The organism is Stutzerimonas stutzeri (assembly GCF_002890895.1).
Taxonomy (GTDB): domain Bacteria; phylum Pseudomonadota; class Gammaproteobacteria; order Pseudomonadales; family Pseudomonadaceae; genus Stutzerimonas; species Stutzerimonas stutzeri_AB.
In genome coordinates this window covers 47,823-68,040 of the sequence record NZ_POUL01000015.1, presented here as the reverse complement: position 1 = coordinate 68,040, position 20,218 = coordinate 47,823, and the positions used below count along the sequence as shown (strand labels likewise).

The 20,218-nt window shown below is 58.3% G+C and carries 17 protein-coding genes; 11 read left to right on the top strand and 6 right to left on the bottom strand.

The window, feature by feature from the left end:
• The first annotated feature begins 106 nt into the window (after positions 1 to 106).
• From CXK96_RS20250 to CXK96_RS20230, 5 genes are all read left to right on the top strand, one after another.
• Complete coding sequence (locus CXK96_RS20250) at positions 107 to 646, top strand: hypothetical protein (protein WP_102838192.1); 540 nt, start codon at positions 107 to 109, stop codon at positions 644 to 646.
• 11 nt (positions 647 to 657) lie between these two features.
• Positions 658 to 1,677, top strand: coding sequence for a DGQHR domain-containing protein (locus CXK96_RS20245; protein WP_102838191.1), 1,020 nt, complete (start codon positions 658 to 660; stop codon positions 1,675 to 1,677).
• A 39-nt stretch (positions 1,678 to 1,716) separates the two neighbouring features.
• On the top strand, positions 1,717 to 2,316 hold the full coding sequence (locus CXK96_RS20240) for a hypothetical protein (protein WP_146030714.1): 600 nt from the start codon (positions 1,717 to 1,719) through the stop codon (positions 2,314 to 2,316).
• A 398-nt stretch (positions 2,317 to 2,714) separates the two neighbouring features.
• Positions 2,715 to 3,473: a hypothetical protein gene (locus tag CXK96_RS20235; protein WP_102838189.1), complete on the top strand. Its 759-nt coding sequence runs from the start codon at positions 2,715 to 2,717 to the stop codon at positions 3,471 to 3,473.
• Between the two features lie 182 nt (positions 3,474 to 3,655).
• Positions 3,656 to 5,296, top strand: a complete 1,641-nt coding sequence (locus CXK96_RS20230) for a BCCT family transporter (protein WP_102838188.1) — start codon at positions 3,656 to 3,658, stop codon at positions 5,294 to 5,296.
• A 151-nt stretch (positions 5,297 to 5,447) separates the two neighbouring features.
• Here CXK96_RS20230 and CXK96_RS20225 read toward each other — a convergent pair whose 3' ends face one another.
• Positions 5,448 to 6,353, bottom strand: coding sequence for a LysR substrate-binding domain-containing protein (locus CXK96_RS20225; RefSeq protein WP_102838187.1), 906 nt, complete (start codon positions 6,351 to 6,353; stop codon positions 5,448 to 5,450).
• 117 nt (positions 6,354 to 6,470) lie between these two features.
• On the opposite strand from CXK96_RS20225, the gene CXK96_RS20220 reads away from it, so the two are divergent.
• The gene (locus CXK96_RS20220; protein ID WP_102838186.1) at positions 6,471 to 7,193 is read left to right on the top strand and encodes an FMN-dependent NADH-azoreductase; all 723 of its coding nucleotides are present in this window, start codon (positions 6,471 to 6,473) and stop codon (positions 7,191 to 7,193) included.
• 234 nt (positions 7,194 to 7,427) lie between these two features.
• Here the strand turns inward: CXK96_RS20220 and CXK96_RS20215 are convergent, their stop codons facing one another.
• Both CXK96_RS20215 and CXK96_RS20210 read right to left on the bottom strand, forming a co-directional pair.
• Complete coding sequence (locus tag CXK96_RS20215; protein ID WP_180981571.1) at positions 7,428 to 8,345, bottom strand: hypothetical protein; 918 nt, start codon at positions 8,343 to 8,345, stop codon at positions 7,428 to 7,430.
• 316 nt (positions 8,346 to 8,661) lie between these two features.
• Positions 8,662 to 9,681, bottom strand: a complete 1,020-nt coding sequence (locus CXK96_RS20210; RefSeq protein WP_102838184.1) for a sterol desaturase family protein — start codon at positions 9,679 to 9,681, stop codon at positions 8,662 to 8,664.
• 351 nt (positions 9,682 to 10,032) lie between these two features.
• On the opposite strand from CXK96_RS20210, the gene CXK96_RS20205 reads away from it, so the two are divergent.
• The 3 genes from CXK96_RS20205 (at position 10,033) to CXK96_RS20195 (ending at position 13,882) form a co-directional block, all read left to right on the top strand.
• Positions 10,033 to 10,932, top strand: coding sequence for a DMT family transporter (locus tag CXK96_RS20205; protein WP_102838183.1), 900 nt, complete (start codon positions 10,033 to 10,035; stop codon positions 10,930 to 10,932).
• Between the two features lie 446 nt (positions 10,933 to 11,378).
• On the top strand, positions 11,379 to 13,346 hold the full coding sequence (locus CXK96_RS20200; protein ID WP_102838182.1) for a methyl-accepting chemotaxis protein: 1,968 nt from the start codon (positions 11,379 to 11,381) through the stop codon (positions 13,344 to 13,346).
• 188 nt (positions 13,347 to 13,534) lie between these two features.
• Positions 13,535 to 13,882: a cupin domain-containing protein gene (locus CXK96_RS20195; protein WP_102838181.1), complete on the top strand. Its 348-nt coding sequence runs from the start codon at positions 13,535 to 13,537 to the stop codon at positions 13,880 to 13,882.
• A gap of 203 nt (positions 13,883 to 14,085) precedes the next feature.
• Here the strand turns inward: CXK96_RS20195 and katG are convergent, their stop codons facing one another.
• The gene (gene katG / locus CXK96_RS20190; RefSeq protein ID WP_102838180.1) at positions 14,086 to 16,317 is read right to left on the bottom strand and encodes a catalase/peroxidase HPI; all 2,232 of its coding nucleotides are present in this window, start codon (positions 16,315 to 16,317) and stop codon (positions 14,086 to 14,088) included.
• A gap of 309 nt (positions 16,318 to 16,626) precedes the next feature.
• Between katG and CXK96_RS20185 the strand changes: the two genes are divergently transcribed.
• A complete protein-coding gene (locus CXK96_RS20185; protein WP_102838179.1) occupies positions 16,627 to 17,322 on the top strand; it encodes a GNAT family N-acetyltransferase in 696 nt (231 codons plus the stop codon).
• Between the two features lie 28 nt (positions 17,323 to 17,350).
• Here the strand turns inward: CXK96_RS20185 and CXK96_RS20180 are convergent, their stop codons facing one another.
• Positions 17,351 to 18,094 carry a class I SAM-dependent DNA methyltransferase gene (locus tag CXK96_RS20180; RefSeq protein WP_102838178.1) on the bottom strand — a complete coding sequence of 248 codons (744 nt, stop codon included), beginning with the start codon at positions 18,092 to 18,094 and terminating at the stop codon, positions 17,351 to 17,353.
• A gap of 404 nt (positions 18,095 to 18,498) precedes the next feature.
• Between CXK96_RS20180 and CXK96_RS20175 the strand changes: the two genes are divergently transcribed.
• A complete protein-coding gene (locus CXK96_RS20175; protein ID WP_102838177.1) occupies positions 18,499 to 19,269 on the top strand; it encodes a hypothetical protein in 771 nt (256 codons plus the stop codon).
• A gap of 291 nt (positions 19,270 to 19,560) precedes the next feature.
• On the opposite strand, the gene CXK96_RS20170 is transcribed toward CXK96_RS20175, so the two are convergent.
• Complete coding sequence (locus CXK96_RS20170) at positions 19,561 to 20,202, bottom strand: TetR/AcrR family transcriptional regulator (protein WP_102838176.1); 642 nt, start codon at positions 20,200 to 20,202, stop codon at positions 19,561 to 19,563.
• Positions 20,203 to 20,218: the final 16 nt, after the last annotated feature.

Here is a 20,218-nt window from a genome sequence, read left to right as displayed (position 1 = left end):
TAAAACTGACAGATAGGCAGAAGAACCGCCGATTGACATGGCTTGCCTGACGATACTGCAAAAGTAAAGCCCTGCATTAGCAGGGTTTTTTACAACGGACTGAAGCATGCTACAAAGAATAAAGAGTGCATTATCTTCTAAAAGCCTATTAAGTCTGGGCTGGTTTCTGTTTATTGCAGTTTTACTTGGGCAGCTAGGCCCTATCTTATCTATTTTCAACGCCTGGTGGGATGGAAAGGACGCCCTCAGTGAGTTAAACAGACAGGCAAGGCAGGGGAACTTTATAATCTTCGCCACTTCCCTACTTGCTACTTCTGCATACTTCCTAATACGCGACTACGCTCAAAAGAACCAAATCTCCAACAAGCACAGAAAGCTAAAGCTACTACTAGTCGCAGCGGCTTTAGGCCTGATCGATTCGGTGATTGCATTAAAATTGATCCAAAACCCTGTATTCGTGAGCTGTGCTCAGGAAGCATTTCACTGGCTCGCTTTTCTAGCATCAATCCTGACTTCAATTAGTTTTTGGAGGCTTGAAGAAGAAGAATCAGGAATTGTCGTTATAAATGAGATCAACGAAAACACTGAACAACTTACCCACGACTCCGCCCAGAAAACCAGTACATCTGACGGCTATACGCTCTAAGGATTTATTTAATGAAAACTTACAGCTACATACAATACAACCAGCCGGGCGGAAGCTTTTACGCATGCACAATGAAAGCGTCAGAGGTTATAAATCGCCTTGAGGTTCGAAGGAGAAGCGACAACTCGGAGCTTGGAATTCAACGCGACGAAGACAAAAAAAGAATTAAAGATATAGAAGACTACCTTCAAAAACCCGAAGCCATTATTCCAACACCGATCATCGTATCCGCATCAAAAAGTGCGGTTTTTATTGAAGACAACCAGCTCAAGATTGACTTTAGTGCTGAATCCATTGGACATATATTGGATGGACAGCACCGTGTGCTTGGCTTGAGAGAACTCCAACGCACCGCACCAGAAAAAATACAACTAGTCGACTTACTAATTGTTTTCGTATTTGAAATTGACATATATTCCGAAGCCACTATATTTGCGACAATCAATAGCAACCAAAAACAAGTATCCAAATCCCTTATCTACGACCTATTTTCTTTAAACCCTCAGAGAAGCATCGAAAAAACCTGTCACGAGATAGTGAAATCACTGAATAACGATGAAAGCTCGCCGTTTTATCGAAAGATCAAGATTCTCGGAAAAAAGGTCGAGGAGACTGAAACTCTTTCTCAAGCCGCGTTTATCGATCAACTAATAAAGTCTCTTACCGCAAGAAATAGCCAGACCTTAAGGTTTTACGAAAACAACGAAGAATGGGCGCTCAGGAAAATCATTTCTAACGCGTTTAATGCATTAAATGTTGCGCTAGCAGAATGCAATCACAATTATCCCGACGGCTATTTTTTCAGGACCTCCGGCTATGGCGGAGTAATACAAGCCCTGAATAGTTTGATTGAACAAGCAAGAGACTCAAAGAATTTAAGTCAAAGTTTTTTTGAAGAAATAATGCGTAGATTTATTGCAGACCACCCGACTCCGCCTTCAGGGACAGGCAACTCCGCCATGCTTGAGGTTAAGCGAGGTCTCCTAGGAACGCTGTCCAATGATCTAAACTACGCACCTCCAAAGTATTAAATTGACCTTGTAGTGAGTCTTATAAAGGGCTAATAAACCTTGAACTCATTCGATAACGTCTTCACCGGCGTCTTTAGCGGTATTGTCACGACAATCATCCTGTATTTTTGCGCTTTATTCACTCAAAAGGTGGTTGGCCCGTGGATAACAAAACTCCGCTATTCTGGGGTGGACCTGTCTGGAAAGTGGTATTGCGCAGACTGCACAATGGCACAGGAGATTACGTTTGATTTAACGCAGAGCGCCAACGTAATTCATGGTAAAGCCCAGTTTCATACCAAAAGTCGGAAACCTAATGCTTCTTATGAGGATATCCGCTCCTTCTCAATAGAGGGTCGCATTGAAGACAGGTTCGTCAGCCTATTCCTCAAGCACGAGGATCGCCAAAGACTTGGAATAAACAACTACCTGTTAGAAGTTGTTGGCGACGGTAGACATTTAAAAGGAGTTTTTTGTTTCTATGGCCTCAAAAACCATACGATCATGTCCTCTCAGCAAAACTTGTGGCGAGACAAGGCGAGCGCGCACGAGGACTATTTAGATAACCGCCAGCAGTTATTTGATCAAAGCAGTAAAATCTTGGCTTTCTCTGGAAACCCAAGCGTTGATACCGAGCCCGACGACGATATTCCGTTTTGATGTAGAGCCTTAGCAATGCGGAAAAAGGGGACAGATTTATTTTCCGGCTGCCAGCTCACCGCTCTACATCCCCGCCACGCTTTCCTCGCCCGACCGACAGGTTTCGCCTAGCACGGCGAATTACTTTCTCTTGCCTGGACTAGAGAAAGTAACCAAAGAGAAAAAGCGCGCCCGACATCCGAGGTTCGCTGCGCTTAACTCCCCTCGCTCCGTCGCTGTTCCGAGGGTCGTCCCGATGGACCACCCCTGGCCTATCGTTCCACCCCTTTCCACGCACCTCCACTCGTACTCCTGACGGGATTTGGGAAACCGCGTCGCCTGCCAGTTTGCTCGACCCTGTGCTTGAGGGTTCGGAAATAAATCAGCAAACTGTGAGAAACACAATGTAGAGCTAAATCATGGAAGAAGCAGACAACCAACCCAAAAACATCGACAAAGAACCATTTTTTGTAAAAACACTTTGGATTATTTTCACGCCTTTATTTGGCTTGCTCGGTTACTCCACCATTTATCTAGTTGGCGTGACTTATCATCAAGCCTGGGTGAATCACTTCGGTATTGACTCCAGCTTTTTTGAGAAATCGACCACCGACTATTTAATCTATGCATACGTAGCCTTAATAACAATCTGCAGCAATTGGCTCAGCGTACTAACTGACACTTGGATTGCTTTATCTACCTTAGGAGTTGCTGCACTTTTTACAATTGAAATAGCTGCGCTTGCTTGGCTGCCCCGTACTAGGCTTTTCCAAAGCGCAGGCTCGACAATAAATAAAAGAAAATTTTTGAGCATCCCGTTGGCTATCTTTGCCATGGCGGGCGGCACTACCTTGACTTTGCTTCTACTGCCGCTAGTAGCCAACTTACTCCTCATTACTCCAGGACTTACGGGCTACAAAGCTGCGCAAATGACAATAGATAGAAATGCCCCCATATATGCACTCGGCTGTGAAAAAGCCGACCGTCGTCAGGACTATTGCGTGCGTCTACTAGACAGTCAGATTGAAATAGCTAGGGGCTTCGTCATTGACTCGTCAAACGAGCGCATAGCGCTTTATCTCGACGGCAAAGCAACGATCCTACCGCTCAAGGACTATCGAATCGAAACCATTATTCCCTCACCCCAAATGCCGGATGTTAAGACGGCACAGCCATAGGATGGCTTGAGCTCGAGGAAACGGGGGGTTGGCGCAGCAGGCGAAACCACGAATCGCCAGAATCGTGACTATCCTTTGGTCTCGACAGTCGCCGCCTCGTCAATCCGGGCCGCAGCAGTAAGAGGCAGCCCGAGGGATAAAAAGCGCGCATGGACAGCTGTGATCATCAGTGGAGGTAAAGCATGGCCGATAGCAGTGAAAGCCCGGCGGCAGGCGGGAACCTGATTGATACCGACTACCAGATTGGCCAAGACAATCTGGTCACGACCATCGGCCCCATTGAGGTCGACATCCATAACCCTGTTTTTGCGATCTCCGGACTGATGACGATTGTGTTCGTCATCTTCACGCTGGCGTTCCCGGAACTCGCAACCGGCATATTCACCGCTGCGATGAGCTGGGTAACGGTCCGCTTCGACTGGCTTTTCATCCTGGCCTCCAACATTTTTCTGGTATTCGCCGTCGCTATTGCGCTCTCGCCCTATGGCAAAGTCAGGCTCGGTGGGCCTGATTCGAAACCGGACTTTTCGCTGTTGGCATGGATCTGCATGCTGTTTGCGGCTGGCATGGGCATCGGGCTGCTGTTCTGGAGCGTCGGTGAGCCGATGACGCACTTTGTAAGCTCGGTCGCGCCGGATGCCGGGAGCCCTGACAGCTGGGCACCGCTCGGGGGATTGCCCGGCGATGTCGAGGGCTCGGCCAGGCTCGGCCTTGCCGCCACGCTCTATCACTGGGGGCTCCAGGCGTGGGCGATCTATGCAGTCGTCGGACTAGCGCTGGCGCTCTTTGCCTTCAATAAAGGCCTGCCGCTGGCGATTAGGTCTACGTTCTATCCCATCTTCAAAGAGCGGGTCTGGGGCTGGGTCGGCCATGCCATCGACATACTGGCGGTGCTGGCGACCCTCTTCGGTCTTGCGACCTCGCTTGGGCTTGGCGCCGAACAGATCAATGCTGGCCTGTTCTTCCTTTACGGCGTACCTGTGTCCGCCACGACGAAGATCGTGTTGATCACGCTGATTACGGGCATCGCGACCGTTTCTGTTCTGCGCGGGCTTGAGGGGGGCGTCAAGAAGGCTTCCGAAATAAACATGATCATGGCGTTCGTACTGCTGATCGCTGTGTGCGTATTTGGCCCAACTGGCGCTATCGTGGAGCGGGTCGCGGACTCAGTGGTCAGCTATTTCGCCTATCTGCCGGCGCTGTCGCAGCCCTTCGGCCGTGAAGACGAGAACTACGCACAAGGCTGGTCCTCGTTCTACTGGGCGTGGTGGGTGTCGTGGTCGCCCTTCGTGGGGATGTTCATTGCCCGGGTCAGTCGCGGCCGCACGGTGCGCGAATTCATGATCTGCGTGCTGATCGTCCCGTCAGCCGTCTGCATTCTCTGGATGTCGATCTTTTCTGGCGTCGCGTTCGACCAGTACATCAATGACGGCTATCGAGCTGTGGCGGATGCGGCGCTGGAGGTCAAGCTGTTCGCGATGTTCGACGTGATGCCATTCACTCAGGCGATGTCCCTGTTGGGCATCGTTCTGGTGGCGGTGTTCTTCATCACCTCATCGGACAGCGGCTCATTGGTCATCGATACCATCACGTCCGGCGGCAAGGACGACGGCCCCATCCCTCAGCGCGTGTTCTGGTGCATTTTTGAAGGGCTGGTCGCCATCGCCCTGCTGTTGGGGGGTGGTCTCAAGGCCTTGCAATCCATGGTGGTAACGACCGGCTTCCCGTTCACCTTCGTCCTGCTGCTGATGTGCGTCAGCATCGTCATCGGCCTGCGGAGCGAGCTCAGGGTACCGCGCCCAACGGTCGTGAAGGCGCGATAACACCGCGCCGCGTCTTCCTCCACCTCGTTGGCCGTTAGCGAGGAGGAAGGTGGGCAGCTAGCAAGTAGCCTGAAAGATACGCGTGGAAAAGGCTTCGCCATATTCCACCCTACGGTCGAGCCTCGGGTAGCGCGGCTCGGCTTTGCCGGTATCAGCGCCCTACTTCACACAACCCACCAGGCACCTTCATCACCCACTCCCTTACCGCCAGAACCGTCGGATCATCCCGACGGCTCTCCGGATAAACCAGATGAAACGGCTTGCCCGCCATCTCCGGACCGAACGGCTGCACCAACCGCCCTGCTATCACTTCATCCTCGACCAACTGCCGGCTCATCAAAGCTACGCCTTGGGCACCGATGGCGGCGGAGATGGCGTGGGTTTCGTCGGAGAAAACCAGCCCGGCGCTGACGTCCAGCCCCGGCACCTTGGCGAGCTTTTGCCACGCCGCCCAATGAATCGGAGCCGAGGCGGCGCCCCGTGCCTGGAAGTGGATCAGCGGATGGTTGGGCAAGTCGGCGGCGTCACTCAGGCCGAGCAATGGGCTGCAGACCGGGACGAAGGTGTTGTCGATCAACTTCTCCGCCATCAGCCCCGGCCAGCGGCCGTCACCGTAGCGGATGGCCATATCCGCCGTCACGCCATCCAGCGCCACCGGCTCGTGCGAGGTATGGAAGCGCAGGTCGATATCGGGATGGGATTCGCGCAACAGGCAGACCCAGGGCACCAGCCAGCGCACGGCGATGGCCGGCGTGGTGCTGAGGGTGATCGCCTGTCGGCAGGGCCCGGCGCTGAGGCGGTCGACCGTGGCGCTGATGCTGTCGAACGCGGTCTCCAGCGTCTGTTGCAGCTCACGCCCCTGAGCGGTCAATTCCAGCTGCCTGGGTTTGCGTAGAAACAGCGCCACGCCGAGGGATTCTTCAAGCGAGCGAATCTGGTGGCTGATGGCCGTAGCGGTAACGTTCAATTCCTCGGCAGCCTGCTTGGCGCTCTCATGGCGGGCGGCCGCTTCAAAGGCACGCAAGGCGGATAGCGAAGGTAACCAGCGGTGCGCCATGGCTGAGTTTTCCTCATCTGTAACTGGAAGAAATGGTCGTTTGTCGCCCACAGAGGCTAAACCTAGTCTGGGTCTACCGCGAATGACAGATGAATTAAGTCACACAGGAGACCCACCATGACGCACCTTCTGCACCTCGACGCCAGTGCCCGCCCCGGTCTTGCCGGAAGGGATGAGCACGGCTCCCACAGCCGTCATCTCAGCCACCGCTTCGTCAGCCAATGGCGCGCTCATCGCGCGCAGGACAGCGTGACCTATCGGGACATCGGCCAGAACCCGCCCTCTTTCATCAGCCACGACTGGATCGCCTCCTCCTTCACGCCTGAAGATCGTCGTGAAGCATGGATGAAGGAGACATTGGCCGAGAGCGACCGGCTGGTCGATGAGCTGATCGCGGCGGATGTGCTGATCATCGGGACGCCTTTCTACAATTTCGGCATGCCCGCCGCGCTCAAGGCGTGGGTCGACCTCATCGTGCGCCCAGGAAGGACGATTGAGATCGACGAAACCAAACTACCCGAACCCTACGTACCGCTGCTGGCCGACCGGCCACGGCATGCCGTTATCCTCACCGCCCGCGGGGGCATCGGCTACGGTCCTGGTGGCGAGATGGCGCAGATGAACCACCTGGAGCCGAACCTGGTGACGGCGCTCAACTTCATCGGCATCACCCGCATCCATCAGATCGCGATTGAAGGGCAGGAAACCGGGGGCGAGGTGCTGGCGGCCTCGGTGGCTGAAGCGTTAGGTCAGGTGGATGCCCTGGTGGCAGAGCTTCAGGCGAAGCTAGAGACTGCTCGTCTGAGCGTGGCCGAGGAACGACAGGCTGAGGCTAGCTGAGCGCAAGCTGCGGAGCAGGAGCAAGCGTTATCCGATTCCAGCCTTTGCAGACTAATCCAGACGGGGGGCCGCACGCTGCCGGCCAGCCTGCTGAAACGCCGCGTGCTCGGCGAGAGCTGTTTGGCACTGCGCCGAAGATAGCGCGCCAAACCGGTTCGATAGCCGCTGCAATTCTACGTCGGCTAATAGCAAGAAGCCCGGCATTCGCCGGGCTTGGTGTCACTGCAGTCACTTTTACTTCTGAGTAACGGTAGCCATGTTGCCCGAACCGGTCTGGATGATAGATGCCAGATCGCCCATGCCAGACTGCATAGCGACGGCCATGTTGCTCACGCCGCTTTGAACGATATAAGCGTCGTTGACGGTGCCGGATTGGGTGATATCAGCGTCGTTCGACTGACCGTCCTGATCGACGTTGGCGTAGTTGCCGCTGCCTTTCTGTTCAATCTCAACGTCGTTGTAGTTACCCGTCTGGACAATTTCTGCGACAGCCAGATCGCCTTGGGTAACGAGCAACTCGTTGCCTGTTCCGATCTGGTCGGCAATGACGATACCAGTATCTTTCTGGCTGACAGTAGCGACGTTGTCGTTACCGTTCTGAGATACGTCTGACAGGTTGTTATTACCGTACTGCCCGACATTGGCCTCGTTGTCATTACCGGATTGGGTGATAAATGACCAGTTTGCATTGCCACCTTGCTTCAGGGTGGCATCGTTGCTGAAGCCGTTCTGAGTCACCCATGAGTAGTGGCCGCCGCCGCCACCGTGAGTAACCTCGGCGTTGTTGGCTTCGCCGGCTTGGAAAACGAGCGACGCGTTATTAGCCGCAACCTGTTTGATCTCGGCATTGTTCTTGATGCCAGATTGAGCAACCGTAGAGTCCGAGTTCACGCTGTTTTGTGAAACAGCAGCCGTGTTCAAATTTCCCGACTGGTAGACACCGGAACGGTTGTCGGAGCCAGCTTGATAGGTAGTACCGATGTTGCCTTCACCGTCCTGGAAGACCAGAGCGAACTGATCGCCGCCCTCCTGAGTCACGGTAGCCTGTTGATTGTTGCCATCCTGGCCTACGTAGGCTTCGCTGGACGCGGCCATGGCATTAGCAGCAGCGGCAGAGATAAGAAGCGCGAGAAGGGTCTTTTTATTGAACATTGTGTAGCTCCATTCGGGATAGTGGTTCACATCCTTTTCCCACAACCAATCCGCCGAGGACTGGGGAATACGGACCTGTTGCGGCGCGGCATGCGAAACATAGCCCGCGGCTTCTCCGCCAACCATAAACCGAACGGTTGAATCTAGCTGGCCTCGCGCCAGCTATCGAATTACCAGGTGAAGGTGCGAGAGTGGCGAGGCTGCAAGCGTCGCTTGCCAGGGCGCCGGTGAGCTCACATCAGCAGAGGCAGGTCGAATCCGTCTAGCCACCCAGCCGCGCCGTTCGCCCCGCCATGGACAGAAGCAAACGCCAGTCTCAGGCGTCGGGTGCGCTGTCTGGCGTGGTGAAGGGACGGCGGCTGGATACGAGCTTGCGTGCTGTATCCACAAAGGGCATCACGATCAGGCTGTAGAGCGTCAGGTAGCGGTGCGAGTCGCGTTCGGCGGTGCCGAATTCGATGCGTTCCGGCACCGAGCTGGTGACGTAAAGGGTGCCGAAAATCCAGTCCCACAACGACAGGTTGGTGCTGAAGTTCTTGTGGAAATGCCGCGGCGCATCGCTGTGGTGAATCTGATGCTGGGCTGGGCTGTTGAAGATGTGCTCGAGGCGCGGCCCGAATGACAGCCACACATGACTGTGCCGCAGGTTCGAGGCCAGGCCATTGAAGATGAATACCAGATAGGTCACGCCGAACAGGGTGTAGCGGCTGATCTCCCCGCCGCAGGCATACCAGAACGCACCGGCATAGGCGCCGAGGAAAACCAGATCGACGGGCCTGCCGACTACTTTTTCCAGAAAATGGACGCGGCTCGCCGTCAGCGGAACCATCACCGGCGCCGAGTGATGGACCTTGTGAAACTCCCACAGCCAACTGCAATGAAAGGCGCGATGAACCCAGTAGTGGGTGAAGTCGCTGATCAGGAATACGCCGAGCCCATACAGCAGCGCCAGCGTCAGGTTGTGCCCGACCTGTGGCCGCTCGCCCCACAGGTTGGTGAAGAAGCTGATGTAGTCGCCCGAGCGGAGGATATAGGGGTCGACCAGGCCCACGATGGGCACCACCAGCAACACTTTGATGACTCCACGCACGAAGTAATAGCGGAAATCGAGCAAGGCCGAACGGTGCAGGTGCACCCTATTTCCACCGATGAACTGCCAGAACGAGGGTGCGTCAGTCAGGCCGCGGCGTGATCGGTAGCGAAACAGGCCATAAGCGGTGGCGTAGGAGATGGCAAGAAACAGCACGCCAAGGCGGCCGTTCAGGTCGAAAACGCCGAGAAACTGCTCGATCAGCGGTTCGGCAAGGTAGTGATGGAGGGATTCAAGAACGCCCATGTCTGGCCGCCTCAAAAAAGAAGTCGCGGATTATAGGGCCATGCGAAACGGCTCGTATATGCGAATCTTTATCAGCCGCAAAAACGGATAACTTCGCCTTCGAGGCGCTTGTGGGAGAGATCTGACGGCGTGACATGCTCCGGCCAATACGGCCGCTTATGGATCAGCTGCCACGCCGCGAGGCAAGCATTAGCAGCCCCTGAAGTCGCGAACTGCAGTGCGCCGGGCCGCTTCTGGGCAGGTGCTTGGCGAACAAAGCCGCCATCATGGCCGCAGCGTCCGGACGCGGCTTAGAGCGAGGCCGCGCCAGGGCAACGACAGGCGCCGGCAGCGGTAACGGAGGACCCACGATTGAACGATTCAGCGCGCGGCCTGCTTCTGGTAAGCAGCGGCATCGTCGTACTTAGTTTCGATGGCCTGTTGGTGCGCCTGGCACAGGCCGATGGCTGGAGCATCGTGTTCTGGCGGGGGCTGTTGATGTTCCTGGCGCTGGGTGCGTTCTCGCTGTCTGCGAAAAGCCGTGCGAGTCTCAAGGCACAACCGCTGATCAGCGCCGCCTCGGCCTTGCTGTTGGCCTTCACTTCGATCTTTTTCGTGCTCGCGGTCATCCATACCACGGTGGCCAACGTGGTGGTCGTGCTCAGCACGGCGCCCCTGTTCGCCGCCCTGTTCACACGCTTTTTCCTGGGCGAGTCGGTGGCGTTGCACACCTGGCTGGCCATCGGTGTGGCGGCGCTGGGGATCATGGTGGTCTTCGCCGGAGCCTTCACCCCCACCGATCTGGCTGGCAACGGTTATGCGCTGTTGTCCTCGGCAGCGGTGGGCGCCAATCTCACCCTGCTGCGCCGCCACCCTGCTATCGATCGGATGCCCCTCATCGCGCTCGGCGGCCTGGCGGCTGCGCTGATTGCCTGGCCCAAGGCCGAGCCGTTGGGCCTGGAGATGACGAGCTACTGGGCACTGGCAATCATGGGCCTGATCCAGATGCCGCTGGCCACGTTGTTGATCAATAACGCGACCCGCTATCTGCCCTCTGCGGAAGTCGCGCTCTTCTATCTATTGGAAAGCGTGCTGGGGTCGCTGTGGGCCTGGTATTTCCTGAACGAGACACCCGCAACGTCAACGCTTTATGGCGGCGCGCTGGTCATCGCGACACTGGTGGTTCACGCCGGACTGAGCCTGCGTCGGCGCCCCGCATCGCACGGCCCGTCCGGCCCCGGCGCGAAACCCTGTCTGGTGGCAGACAAGTGAATCGCAAGGGAGACGCCATAAGCGCCGGGAGCCTCCTTTAAGTCGCTGCGGCCGCGGATCAGCCGCGAGATAAGCGCCGAAGCGCGTCAGGCTTAACAGCGAAGGCAGCGAGTAAACACTTCACAGACCGATACCGCCCCTGGCGAACTGCCAACGGCGCGTGGCTGATCGCCCGTGAGGTGACGTGCATCGAAACACCCGGTGTCCCTGTAAGCCCCGTCCTTGCGCCATAAAGTGCATTGGTCGGAAAAATACTGGGCCACCTCAAGGCTTGACAGACCCGTGCCGATAACGTCTTGCCGGCCGCGACTCGCCAGCGATCGATTCGATTGAGGAATCGGGCGCTTCGCGGCCGCGAAGCGCACTGGATTGCGCGAGGGTTCCCCGCAGAACGAAGCGCAGGTCGGCGTGGACGTCTTGATGAACTGGCCAGAGGCCGTTGAACAATGAAAATAAAACACAAACTGCTAGCAAGCTTTCTGGTCGCGACGCTTGTTCCCGTCCTTGTCGTGGCCCTGTTCACCATCCGCAACGTAACCGAGGAGGCCAAGGTCCAGTTTCAGGAAAGCAGCAGCCTGGATGTTCAGCTGGTGAACAACACCTTTGTGACCCTGTTCGATTCGGTCAGCCATACCGTGTCGGCGATGGCCGACTTTGCCGCCGTCCGGGATACCGAGGCTGGCGAGCTGACCACCTACTTCGGGGCGCCCAGCAAACCCGGCGCCACCGCCACGGCCAATGGGGGTCGCGAGAAACAGATCTTCGATTACTTCTCGGGTATCGGTAACAACAACCCGAACTTCGGTTACGTCTACATGGGCGATGCCCAGGGCGGCTACGTGGAGTGGCCGGGCACCGGAGATTACGGCGACTGGGACCCGCGTGGGCGCCCCTGGTTTACCCTGGGCAAAGACGCCAATTTCCAGCTGACGCGCCTGGATGGCTATTACTGGGAACCGGACGATGCCGTCTACGTGTCGGTGATCAAAGCCTTCAAGGACCAGGCCGGCAACTTCGCCGGGGTGGTGGCGACTGACGTGTCGCTCAAGGCGCTGACCGACATGGTCCAGAAAACCCGCTTCGGCGAGACCGGTTTCTTCATGCTGGTCGAGAACAGCGGAACCTTGCTGGTTGACGGCCACCAACCCGAAAACAACTTCAAGAAGCTCAGCGAGCTGCCGGGCGATTACGTCGCGAACATCGCCAACACTGAGAACGGCCTGATCGAGGTAAACATCGATGGCGTCGACTATCTGGCCAACGTCTTCACCTCGCCGACTCTGGGCTGGAAGTTCATCGGCTTCATGCAGGTCGACGAAATCCTGGCTGGCGCACACAGGCTGGCGTGGATGACGCTGGTCGCCTGCGCAGTGCTGGTGGTGCTGTTCGGTATCGCCGGGGTCATATTTGCCAACCGCATCGTCACCCCGATCAATCTGGTCAAGGACGGGCTGCGCACGATTGCCCAGGGCGAGGGTGACCTGACCCATCGCCTCCCCGTGCTGGCCCGGGATGAAACCGGCGAACTGGCCAAGTGGTTCAACCAGTTCATCGAGTCGACGCAGTCGATGATCACCGTCATTAAGGACAACGCCGTCAGCATCGACAGCGTCTCGAGCCAGACCAACGAGCGCACCACCGCCATGTCGGACAGCCTGCAGCGCCAGTCGAGCGCGGTGGAGCAGATCGTCACCGCTGTCACCGAGATGGCCTCGGCGGCCAACGAGGTGGCGCACAACTGCGTCAGGACGGCGGAAGTCTCCGCACAGGGTCTGGAAGCGACACGCGTTGGCAAGGAGGTGATCGCCCGCAGTACCGCAGGGGTGAACGATCTTGGCGCCAGCATCCAGGGTTCGAGCAAGGTGATTCGAGAACTCGAACGCGAAACGGTGAGCATCAACACCATCCTGTCGAGCATCCAGCAGATCGCCGAACAGACCAACCTGCTGGCGCTCAACGCGGCCATCGAAGCGGCACGTGCTGGCGAACAAGGACGCGGCTTCGCCGTGGTGGCCGATGAGGTGCGCAATCTGGCCAGGCGCACCCAGGATTCAACCGGCGAGATCAACAAGATCCTCAACCTGCTGGTCAGCCGCATCAGCGAGGTGACCGCGAGCATGGATCGCAGCCTGACCGAATCGAGCAAAGCCATCGAGCTGTCCGGTGAGGTCATGGGAGCGTTCGAAGAGATCGAGAATGCTGTCCAGATGATCCGTGACATGACCACCCAGGTCGCCACTGCCACTGAGGAACAGCATCTGGTTACCGAGGACATCAACCGCAACGTGGTGGCCATCAGCGACGCGGTTGCCCAGGTGTCGAGCCAGGCCTCGGAAGTCGAAAGCTACTCTCAGGAGCAGCGGCAACTCAGCAGCGCACTCCGGCAGTTGGTCGGGCGCTTCCGGACGCAGTAACGTTTGCAGCGGCCAGCCCTTCGGGGCTGCCCCGCTCGGCTGAGACTGGGTTAAGCGTTCGCGGACGACGACCGCGTGCTCAAGGGCGCTCCTTGCGCTGATGGGCATCCCGGCGTCGACCCCAGACAATTGGCCAAGGCAGCAGCGCCCTATGGTAAGCGCCCGATCACGTCTTAACCGGAGCGCCCATGTCCAACCCACCGATCACCGTACTGCGCGATACCCAGCCCATGCCTGTCGTCGATGCCTGCAAATGGGAGCGAATCGAAGGCGAGCCGCACACCGTCAACCTCAACGCCTACACCTCCGATGACGGCAGCAAGATCATGGGGACCTGGATCTGCACGCCCGGCAAATGGCGCGTCGAATACGTCAAATGGGAGTACTGCCACTTCCAGGAAGGCTACTGCATCATCACGCCCGACGGCATGGCGCCCATCCACCTCAAGGCGGGTGACATCTTCGTGGTGGAACCCGGCATGACCGGCACCTGGGAAGTCGTCGAGACCGTCCGCAAGTACTTCGTGTTTGCCTGAGTGCGCAGAACGCGCGTCGAATCGGTGCTACGGCAGCGTCGGCCGAACAGCTGAGGCTTCCGTCGATACATGATGGGCGGGCCAGCACTGGACCGCCGGAAGGATTAAACGAAGCCGCTTGCCGCTGGCAACCGTTATGGCCGCCCGCTCTGCGTCGCGGTGCATGAAAGCGTCGGCGGCGCCCAGAGGCGCCGCCGCGAGGCTCAAGCGGAAAGCTTCTGGCTGAAATTATCGGCCGGTTTGCCGATATCGAGCCGATCCGCGTTCATCACCTTGTCCCAGGCTTTGACGAAGTCCTGGACGAACTTCTCGTTGCCGTCTGCCATGCCGTAGACCTCGGCTTGGGCACGCAGCTCCGATTGCGCACCGAAGATCAGGTCCACACGGGTGGCGGTCCAGGTGGGCTGGCGGGTCTTGCGGTCAAGCCCCTGGTAGCGGTTCTTGTGCTCGGTCGCGACCCACTCGTTCTGCATGCTCAGCAGGTTGACGAAGAAGTCGTTCGACAAGGTGCCCACGCGCTTGGTGAAGACGCCGTCCTGGCCGCCGTCCGCGTTGGTGCCCAGCACGCGCATACCACCCACCAGCACGGTCATTTCCGGCGCGCTGAGCCGAAGCAGATGCGCCTTGTCGACCAGCGCTTCCTCGGGCGCCATGAAGTGCGACTCGTGGTAGTAATTGCGGAAGCCATCAGCGACCGGCCGCAGCGCCTCGAAGGATTGCACATCGGTCCACTCTTCCTCGGCGTCCATCCGGCCCGGCGTGAAGGGCACGGTAACCGTGACCCCACCTTCCTGCGCCGCCTTCTCGACCGCGGCACAGCCGGCCAGGACGATCAGGTCGGCCATGGAGACCTTCTTGCCGCCGGTGGCCGAGGCGTTGAATTCGGTCTGGATCTCGGTCAGTTTTTCCAGCACGCGAGCCAGCAGCGCCGGATTGTTGGTTTCCCAATCCTTCTGCGGCGCGAAGCGAATGCGTGCACCGTTGGCACCGCCGCGCTTGTCCGAACCGCGATAGGTCGAAGCCGAAGCCCAGGCCACTGACACCAACTCGGACACGGAAAAGCCCAGGCCCAGAATCTTCTGCTTCAGCGCGGAGATATCAGCCTCATCGATCAACGGATGGTCACACTCGGGGATCGGGTCCTGCCAGATCTGCGTTTCCTGCGGCACCAGCGGCCCGAGGTAACGACCAACAGGCCCCATGTCGCGGTGGGTCAGCTTGAACCAGGCTTTCGCGAACGCATCGGCGAACTCGTCCGGGTTCTCCAGGAAGCGCCGTGAGATCGGTTCGTAGATCGGGTCGAAGCGCAGCGCCAGGTCAGAAGTGAGCATGGTCGGCTTGCGCTTCTTGCCTGGATCGAAGGGATCCGGCATGACCTCCGGCGCGTCCTTGGCGACCCATTGGTGCGCTCCGGCCGGGCTCTTGGTCAGCTCCCACTCGAAGTTGAACAGGTTTTCGAAGAAGTAGTTGGACCACTGGGTCGGCGTCTGGCTCCAGATGACTTCGAGGCCGGAGGTGATGGCGTCCGCGCCCGCTCCGGTCTGGAACCGGCTGCGCCAGCCCAGGCCTTGATCTTCGATCACGGCGCCTTCCGGGTCAGGGCCCAGCAGCGAGGGATCGCCTGCACCGTGAGTCTTGCCGAAGGTGTGGCCGCCGGCGATCAGCGCCACGGTTTCGTAGTCATCCATCGCCATGCGGGCGAAGGTTTCACGAATGTCGATGGCGGAGGCTTTCGGGTCCGGGTTGCCGTTCGGGCCTTCCGGGTTTACATAGATCAGGCCCATCTGCACGGCGCCGAGGCCGGGGTGCAGCTGGCGTTCGCCACTGTAGCGCTCATCACCCAGCCACGTGCCTTCAGGGCCCCAGAACAGTTCTTCCGGTTCCCAGGTGTCGGCACGCCCGCCAGCGAAGCCGAAGGTTTTGAAGCCCATGGACTCCAGCGCCACGTTGCCGGTGAGCACATAGAGGTCGGCCCACGAGAGGTTGCGCCCGTATTTCTGCTTGATCGGCCACAGCAGACGGCGGGCCTTGTCCAGCGAGGCGTTGTCCGGCCAGCTGTTGAGAGGAGCGAAGCGCTGCTGACCGCCGCCGGCGCCGCCACGGCCATCGGTGATTCGGTAGGTCCCGGCGCTGTGCCAGGCGAGCCGGATGAACAGGCCGCCGTAGTGGCCGAAGTCGGCCGGCCACCAGTCCTGGGAATCGGTCATCAGGGCGTGCAAGTCGGCGATGACCGCGTCGAGATCAAGAGATCCAAACGCAGCGGCATAGTCGAAATCACCGCCGTATGGATTGGAGCGCGGCGAGTGCTGGTTAAGTGAAGTGAGGCTCAGCGCCTCGGGCCACCAGTCTTTATTACTCGGACGCTTGCGCGGTGCACCCGCGCCGTGGCCGAACGGGCATCCACCGCCCGCGTTTTCTCCAGTTTCAGCGTTCATATTCTGCTCCTTAGGGTTGTCGTTGACGCGTTGACGCGCCGCTGAATAGAACTTAGCACTCGGCCCGAGACTGCCTGAGCTCCCCATCTAGCGGCAGTTTGTCGCCAACGTCGGCAAATCCCCGCTAAAACTTCGCCATAAAGCAGTTTTCCGTACGCCAACGGCATGCAAAGCGCTGAACAGCAAATTTGCCTATCGCCACGATAGGCTCACCCTCTCCTAGCGCGTGTAAGCGGGAAGTCTTCTTCTGCGTCGCTCGCGTCTACCGCCCGGTACAATGCAGCGATTGACCTACTTGGAGCCCTGCCAATGTTCACCCTCGCGCACCTGGATTCCCCACCGCCGGAATCGATGGAGAGCCAGCTGTTGCAGATGGTGGTGGACTATCTCAGCGACGTCAGCCCTGTATCGCTTGCGCCCAGCAACCCGCTGTACCAGCTGTATCAGTACGTTGTGGGTTTCGAGGTACACCGCTACCTGGACAGCATGGACGGCGCACAGAACGGCAAGCCGGAGCTGATCATGGCGCTGGACGCCGAAGACCCGGCACGCCTGCTCGGTTTTGCCCTGTATCTGCCTTACGTGGACGATCCCGATGCCTGTGCGTTGCTCTATCTGGCGGTGCAGGCCAGCCATCGCCGGCAGGGCACAGGGCGCGCCATGGTCGAAGCGATGCTGGCGCGCTATCCGCATGGGGAAGTGGCGTGCGTGGCCAGCAAGGTGCCGTATTTTCAATCGCTGGGCTTTCAGCCATTGGCGGCTCGCGGCCCTCAGGTCGTCATGAACACCCGAAGCCAGGCGTCCAGCGGCCTGGTGGCAGTGCAGGACCTGGAGCCCATCTTCAAGTCACAGGAAGTTCGCCAGATTCATAGCTACCTGGTCAAACAACACGGCTCGCAAGCCATGAGCGACGCGGAAAAAAGTCGCGACCAGCTACTCGATGAGCTGGCTCAACAGGCACTTCATCTGACGCAGACGTCCTCGACGGCCAATCGGCTGCATTGACCGCCTACTCCTCACGCGGCCGCATGCCTCACAACTTCACACAAGCAAAGATTGCGTTCCCGGACGTCCCGTTCCAGGGCAGGATCTTTTCGTAATCGTGCTCAAGGACGTTGACCTCGAAGTACGGTCGCAACAGCTCGCTCAATTCGGCGAAACCTACTGCCACCATGGGATGTTCGTCGTTCCATCGCTGACTGTGCCCTGCTGTCTGTTTTTGAATTCGCAGCCTCAACAGTTGCTGATCACCCGTGCCCGGGTAGTACCAGCCAGAGCTGAAGTTGAATATGCCATCGGGGTGACTCGCGTCGTGCGATACGAATGAATCATTGTCGATGGCATGTTTGTCGACGGCGTTGAAGCAGAACAGCCCACCGGTCGTCAATGCGTCGTGCACGCTGGCAATGCAGGCCTTCAATCGTGCGAGTTGGCCGCTGTAGTGGATGGAATACAGGAAGCAGGTGATCAGATCGACCGGCTGGCTGACTGCGAAGCCACACATGTCTTGCCGGGAGAAGCGAGCTTCCGGACAGCGAATAGTTGCCCTGTCCAGCATCGGCTGGTTGATGTCGAGCCCGGCGCTTTCAAATCCCGCGTCGATGAAATACCGCACATGAGGACCGGTGCCACAGGCGAGATCCAGGTGCCGGCTGCCGCCATTGCCGAGCAGCTTTTGCAGACGCTGGACACAGTGGCTTTGCGCACGGTAGTCGATATCGGCGCACATGAGATCGTAGTAATCCGACAGGTCGGTATAGATGGCGGTGCCGGGCATGATGACCTGGATGAGGTAGGCGTGGAGCGTTGGCGGGCGCGCATCATATCGCCAGTTGAAACCGGCGTCGCGCCGGGCGTGACGCTGTCGATGACGGCAGCCAGCAGCATGAAGACTTTAGCCTGGCGAGCGTCAACAAATGTCGACAGCAGGCCTCTCCCCGTAGCCGCTTGTAAGCATCCGAAACACCGCTGATGCAAAACAGCAGATTCCTCATCGACGCTTGGATGGGCGCGCAAGCGGTCGAACAATGCCCGCATGCAAGATGAAACGACCGGCGGGTAGATCGACGAGCTTTTTGAGGAACTCCCAAGTCCACCGCACGCCCAAACTTGTAAGCGAGCTGGATAGTTTCAAGCGAAATGCAGTTCGTTTCCCCGAAATCGCAAGCGGAGGAGACATAGATGAACTTCAAGCAATCGACTTCCCTATCGGCAGCAGTATTGGCCGCATCCCTCGCCATGGGACTGCCCACCGCGGCGGTCGCCCAGCAGGCAAACCAGACGGCTCAAGCAGGCCAAAAGGCCGGCGCTGGTATGCAAACCATCTCCGTCGGTCATAACGTGGTAGATGCGGTGGATGATGTCCGCGAAACCGCGGTTGACTTCGTTGGCGCGCTGCTTATGGCAGAAGAAGGTCTGGGCCTGGGCAACTGGGAGCAGCAGGAAAAGCGGCTTTCGAAAATCGAAGAACAGCTACAGCAGATGGAAACTGTGCTGGACGAAAAAGCGGAAGCCACGGACCAGGAATGGCTGGACTGGATGGGTGGCCCAGAGTACAGCGTGACGGTCACCAAGCAGGTCAAGAGCCTGGGCGCTCACCTTGAGCAGGTCTCCAGCATTCTCGCTGAGAACTGGCAAACCAAGGGCATTCAGGTGCTGACCGGCAATAACGTGCTGGAGCAGCTGCGCGACCTGCGCGAGACCACCAATGATCTGCTCAACTCCATGGAGCGAGCGGGTAATAACTATGGCTGGACAGCCGATCCGAAGCAGTTCAAGCAGGCGCGAGATCGCCTGGAGAAGCTGTCGAAGGACATTGATCAACCTCTGATGATGTCCGATGCCGACTGGCGCAGCTATCTCGAGTCCGACCGTTTCCACGTGGTCATCCACGACAACGTGTCGACCTTGGCTGACATCCTGCAGAACCTGACCACGCCAACCAAGGGCTAATCAGCCTCTCGCTCATCGGGGCCGCGGCGGTATCTTCGGGTACTGCTGCGGCCCTGATTCGTTTGGATGAGAGCAGTGATTCCAAGCGAACGTCATCGTGCCTGCGCTGCTGCCTTCAGGCCTGCAGAAGACTCGCTGAGTCTGGAATTCGCGACCGTGCGCGACGTACCCAGCGCTGGCTGCATGAGCATCGAGCAATGCCGTGAACGTGGTGCATCGCTTGCTCAAGGGCAATCACACTTGCTTTGGCCCAGGTTTGGGATCGAGCCACAGCAAACGTCATAGCCACTGTCAGTCATGACCAACTGAGCCGCGCGAGCCCTCAAGCGTGCGTAGGCACAGCTGCTCCATGCACTCAGCCCACTCGGTCATTCGATCCGCTTCGAGCTGCACCAGCATCGCGTAGCGACGTCCGCCCCATACCGAAAGATGAAGCGCTTCCAGGGCCGCAGCCGAAGGGCGCAACGGCAGGTCGGTCGCGGCGTCGATGACTCGGTGCCAAGCGCCCAATAAGTCCTCATAAACCCGGCGCTGATGCTTGGGCTCGGCCACCAGGGTTTCCAATTCAAGCATGTCCGGGTGAAACCAGGGCAGCTGTGGCTCGACGCCGGCCAGTGTACGTACCAGCCGCCGAATTCGCTCGGGCCAGGCAAGCGCCATGGGCGCTACCGCTTGCGCATCGATGGTCTCGAGCATCTGCTCGACGCAATAGCGCACATAGCCCGAGTGCAACGCGTGCTTGCTGGGGAAGTAGTCGTACAGGGTTCCAATGGCCACGCCGGCTTCCAGAGCGACCGCGCGAGTCGTCAATCGAGACCAGCCATCGCGCTGCCATATCCGAACATAGCTGTCGAAAATCGCCTGAACGGTGACCTTGGCCCGCTCCTGGGTAGGCCGTTTGAGCGGCTTGGCGCTCGGCGATGGTGTCTTCATGGAATCCGAACCCGGC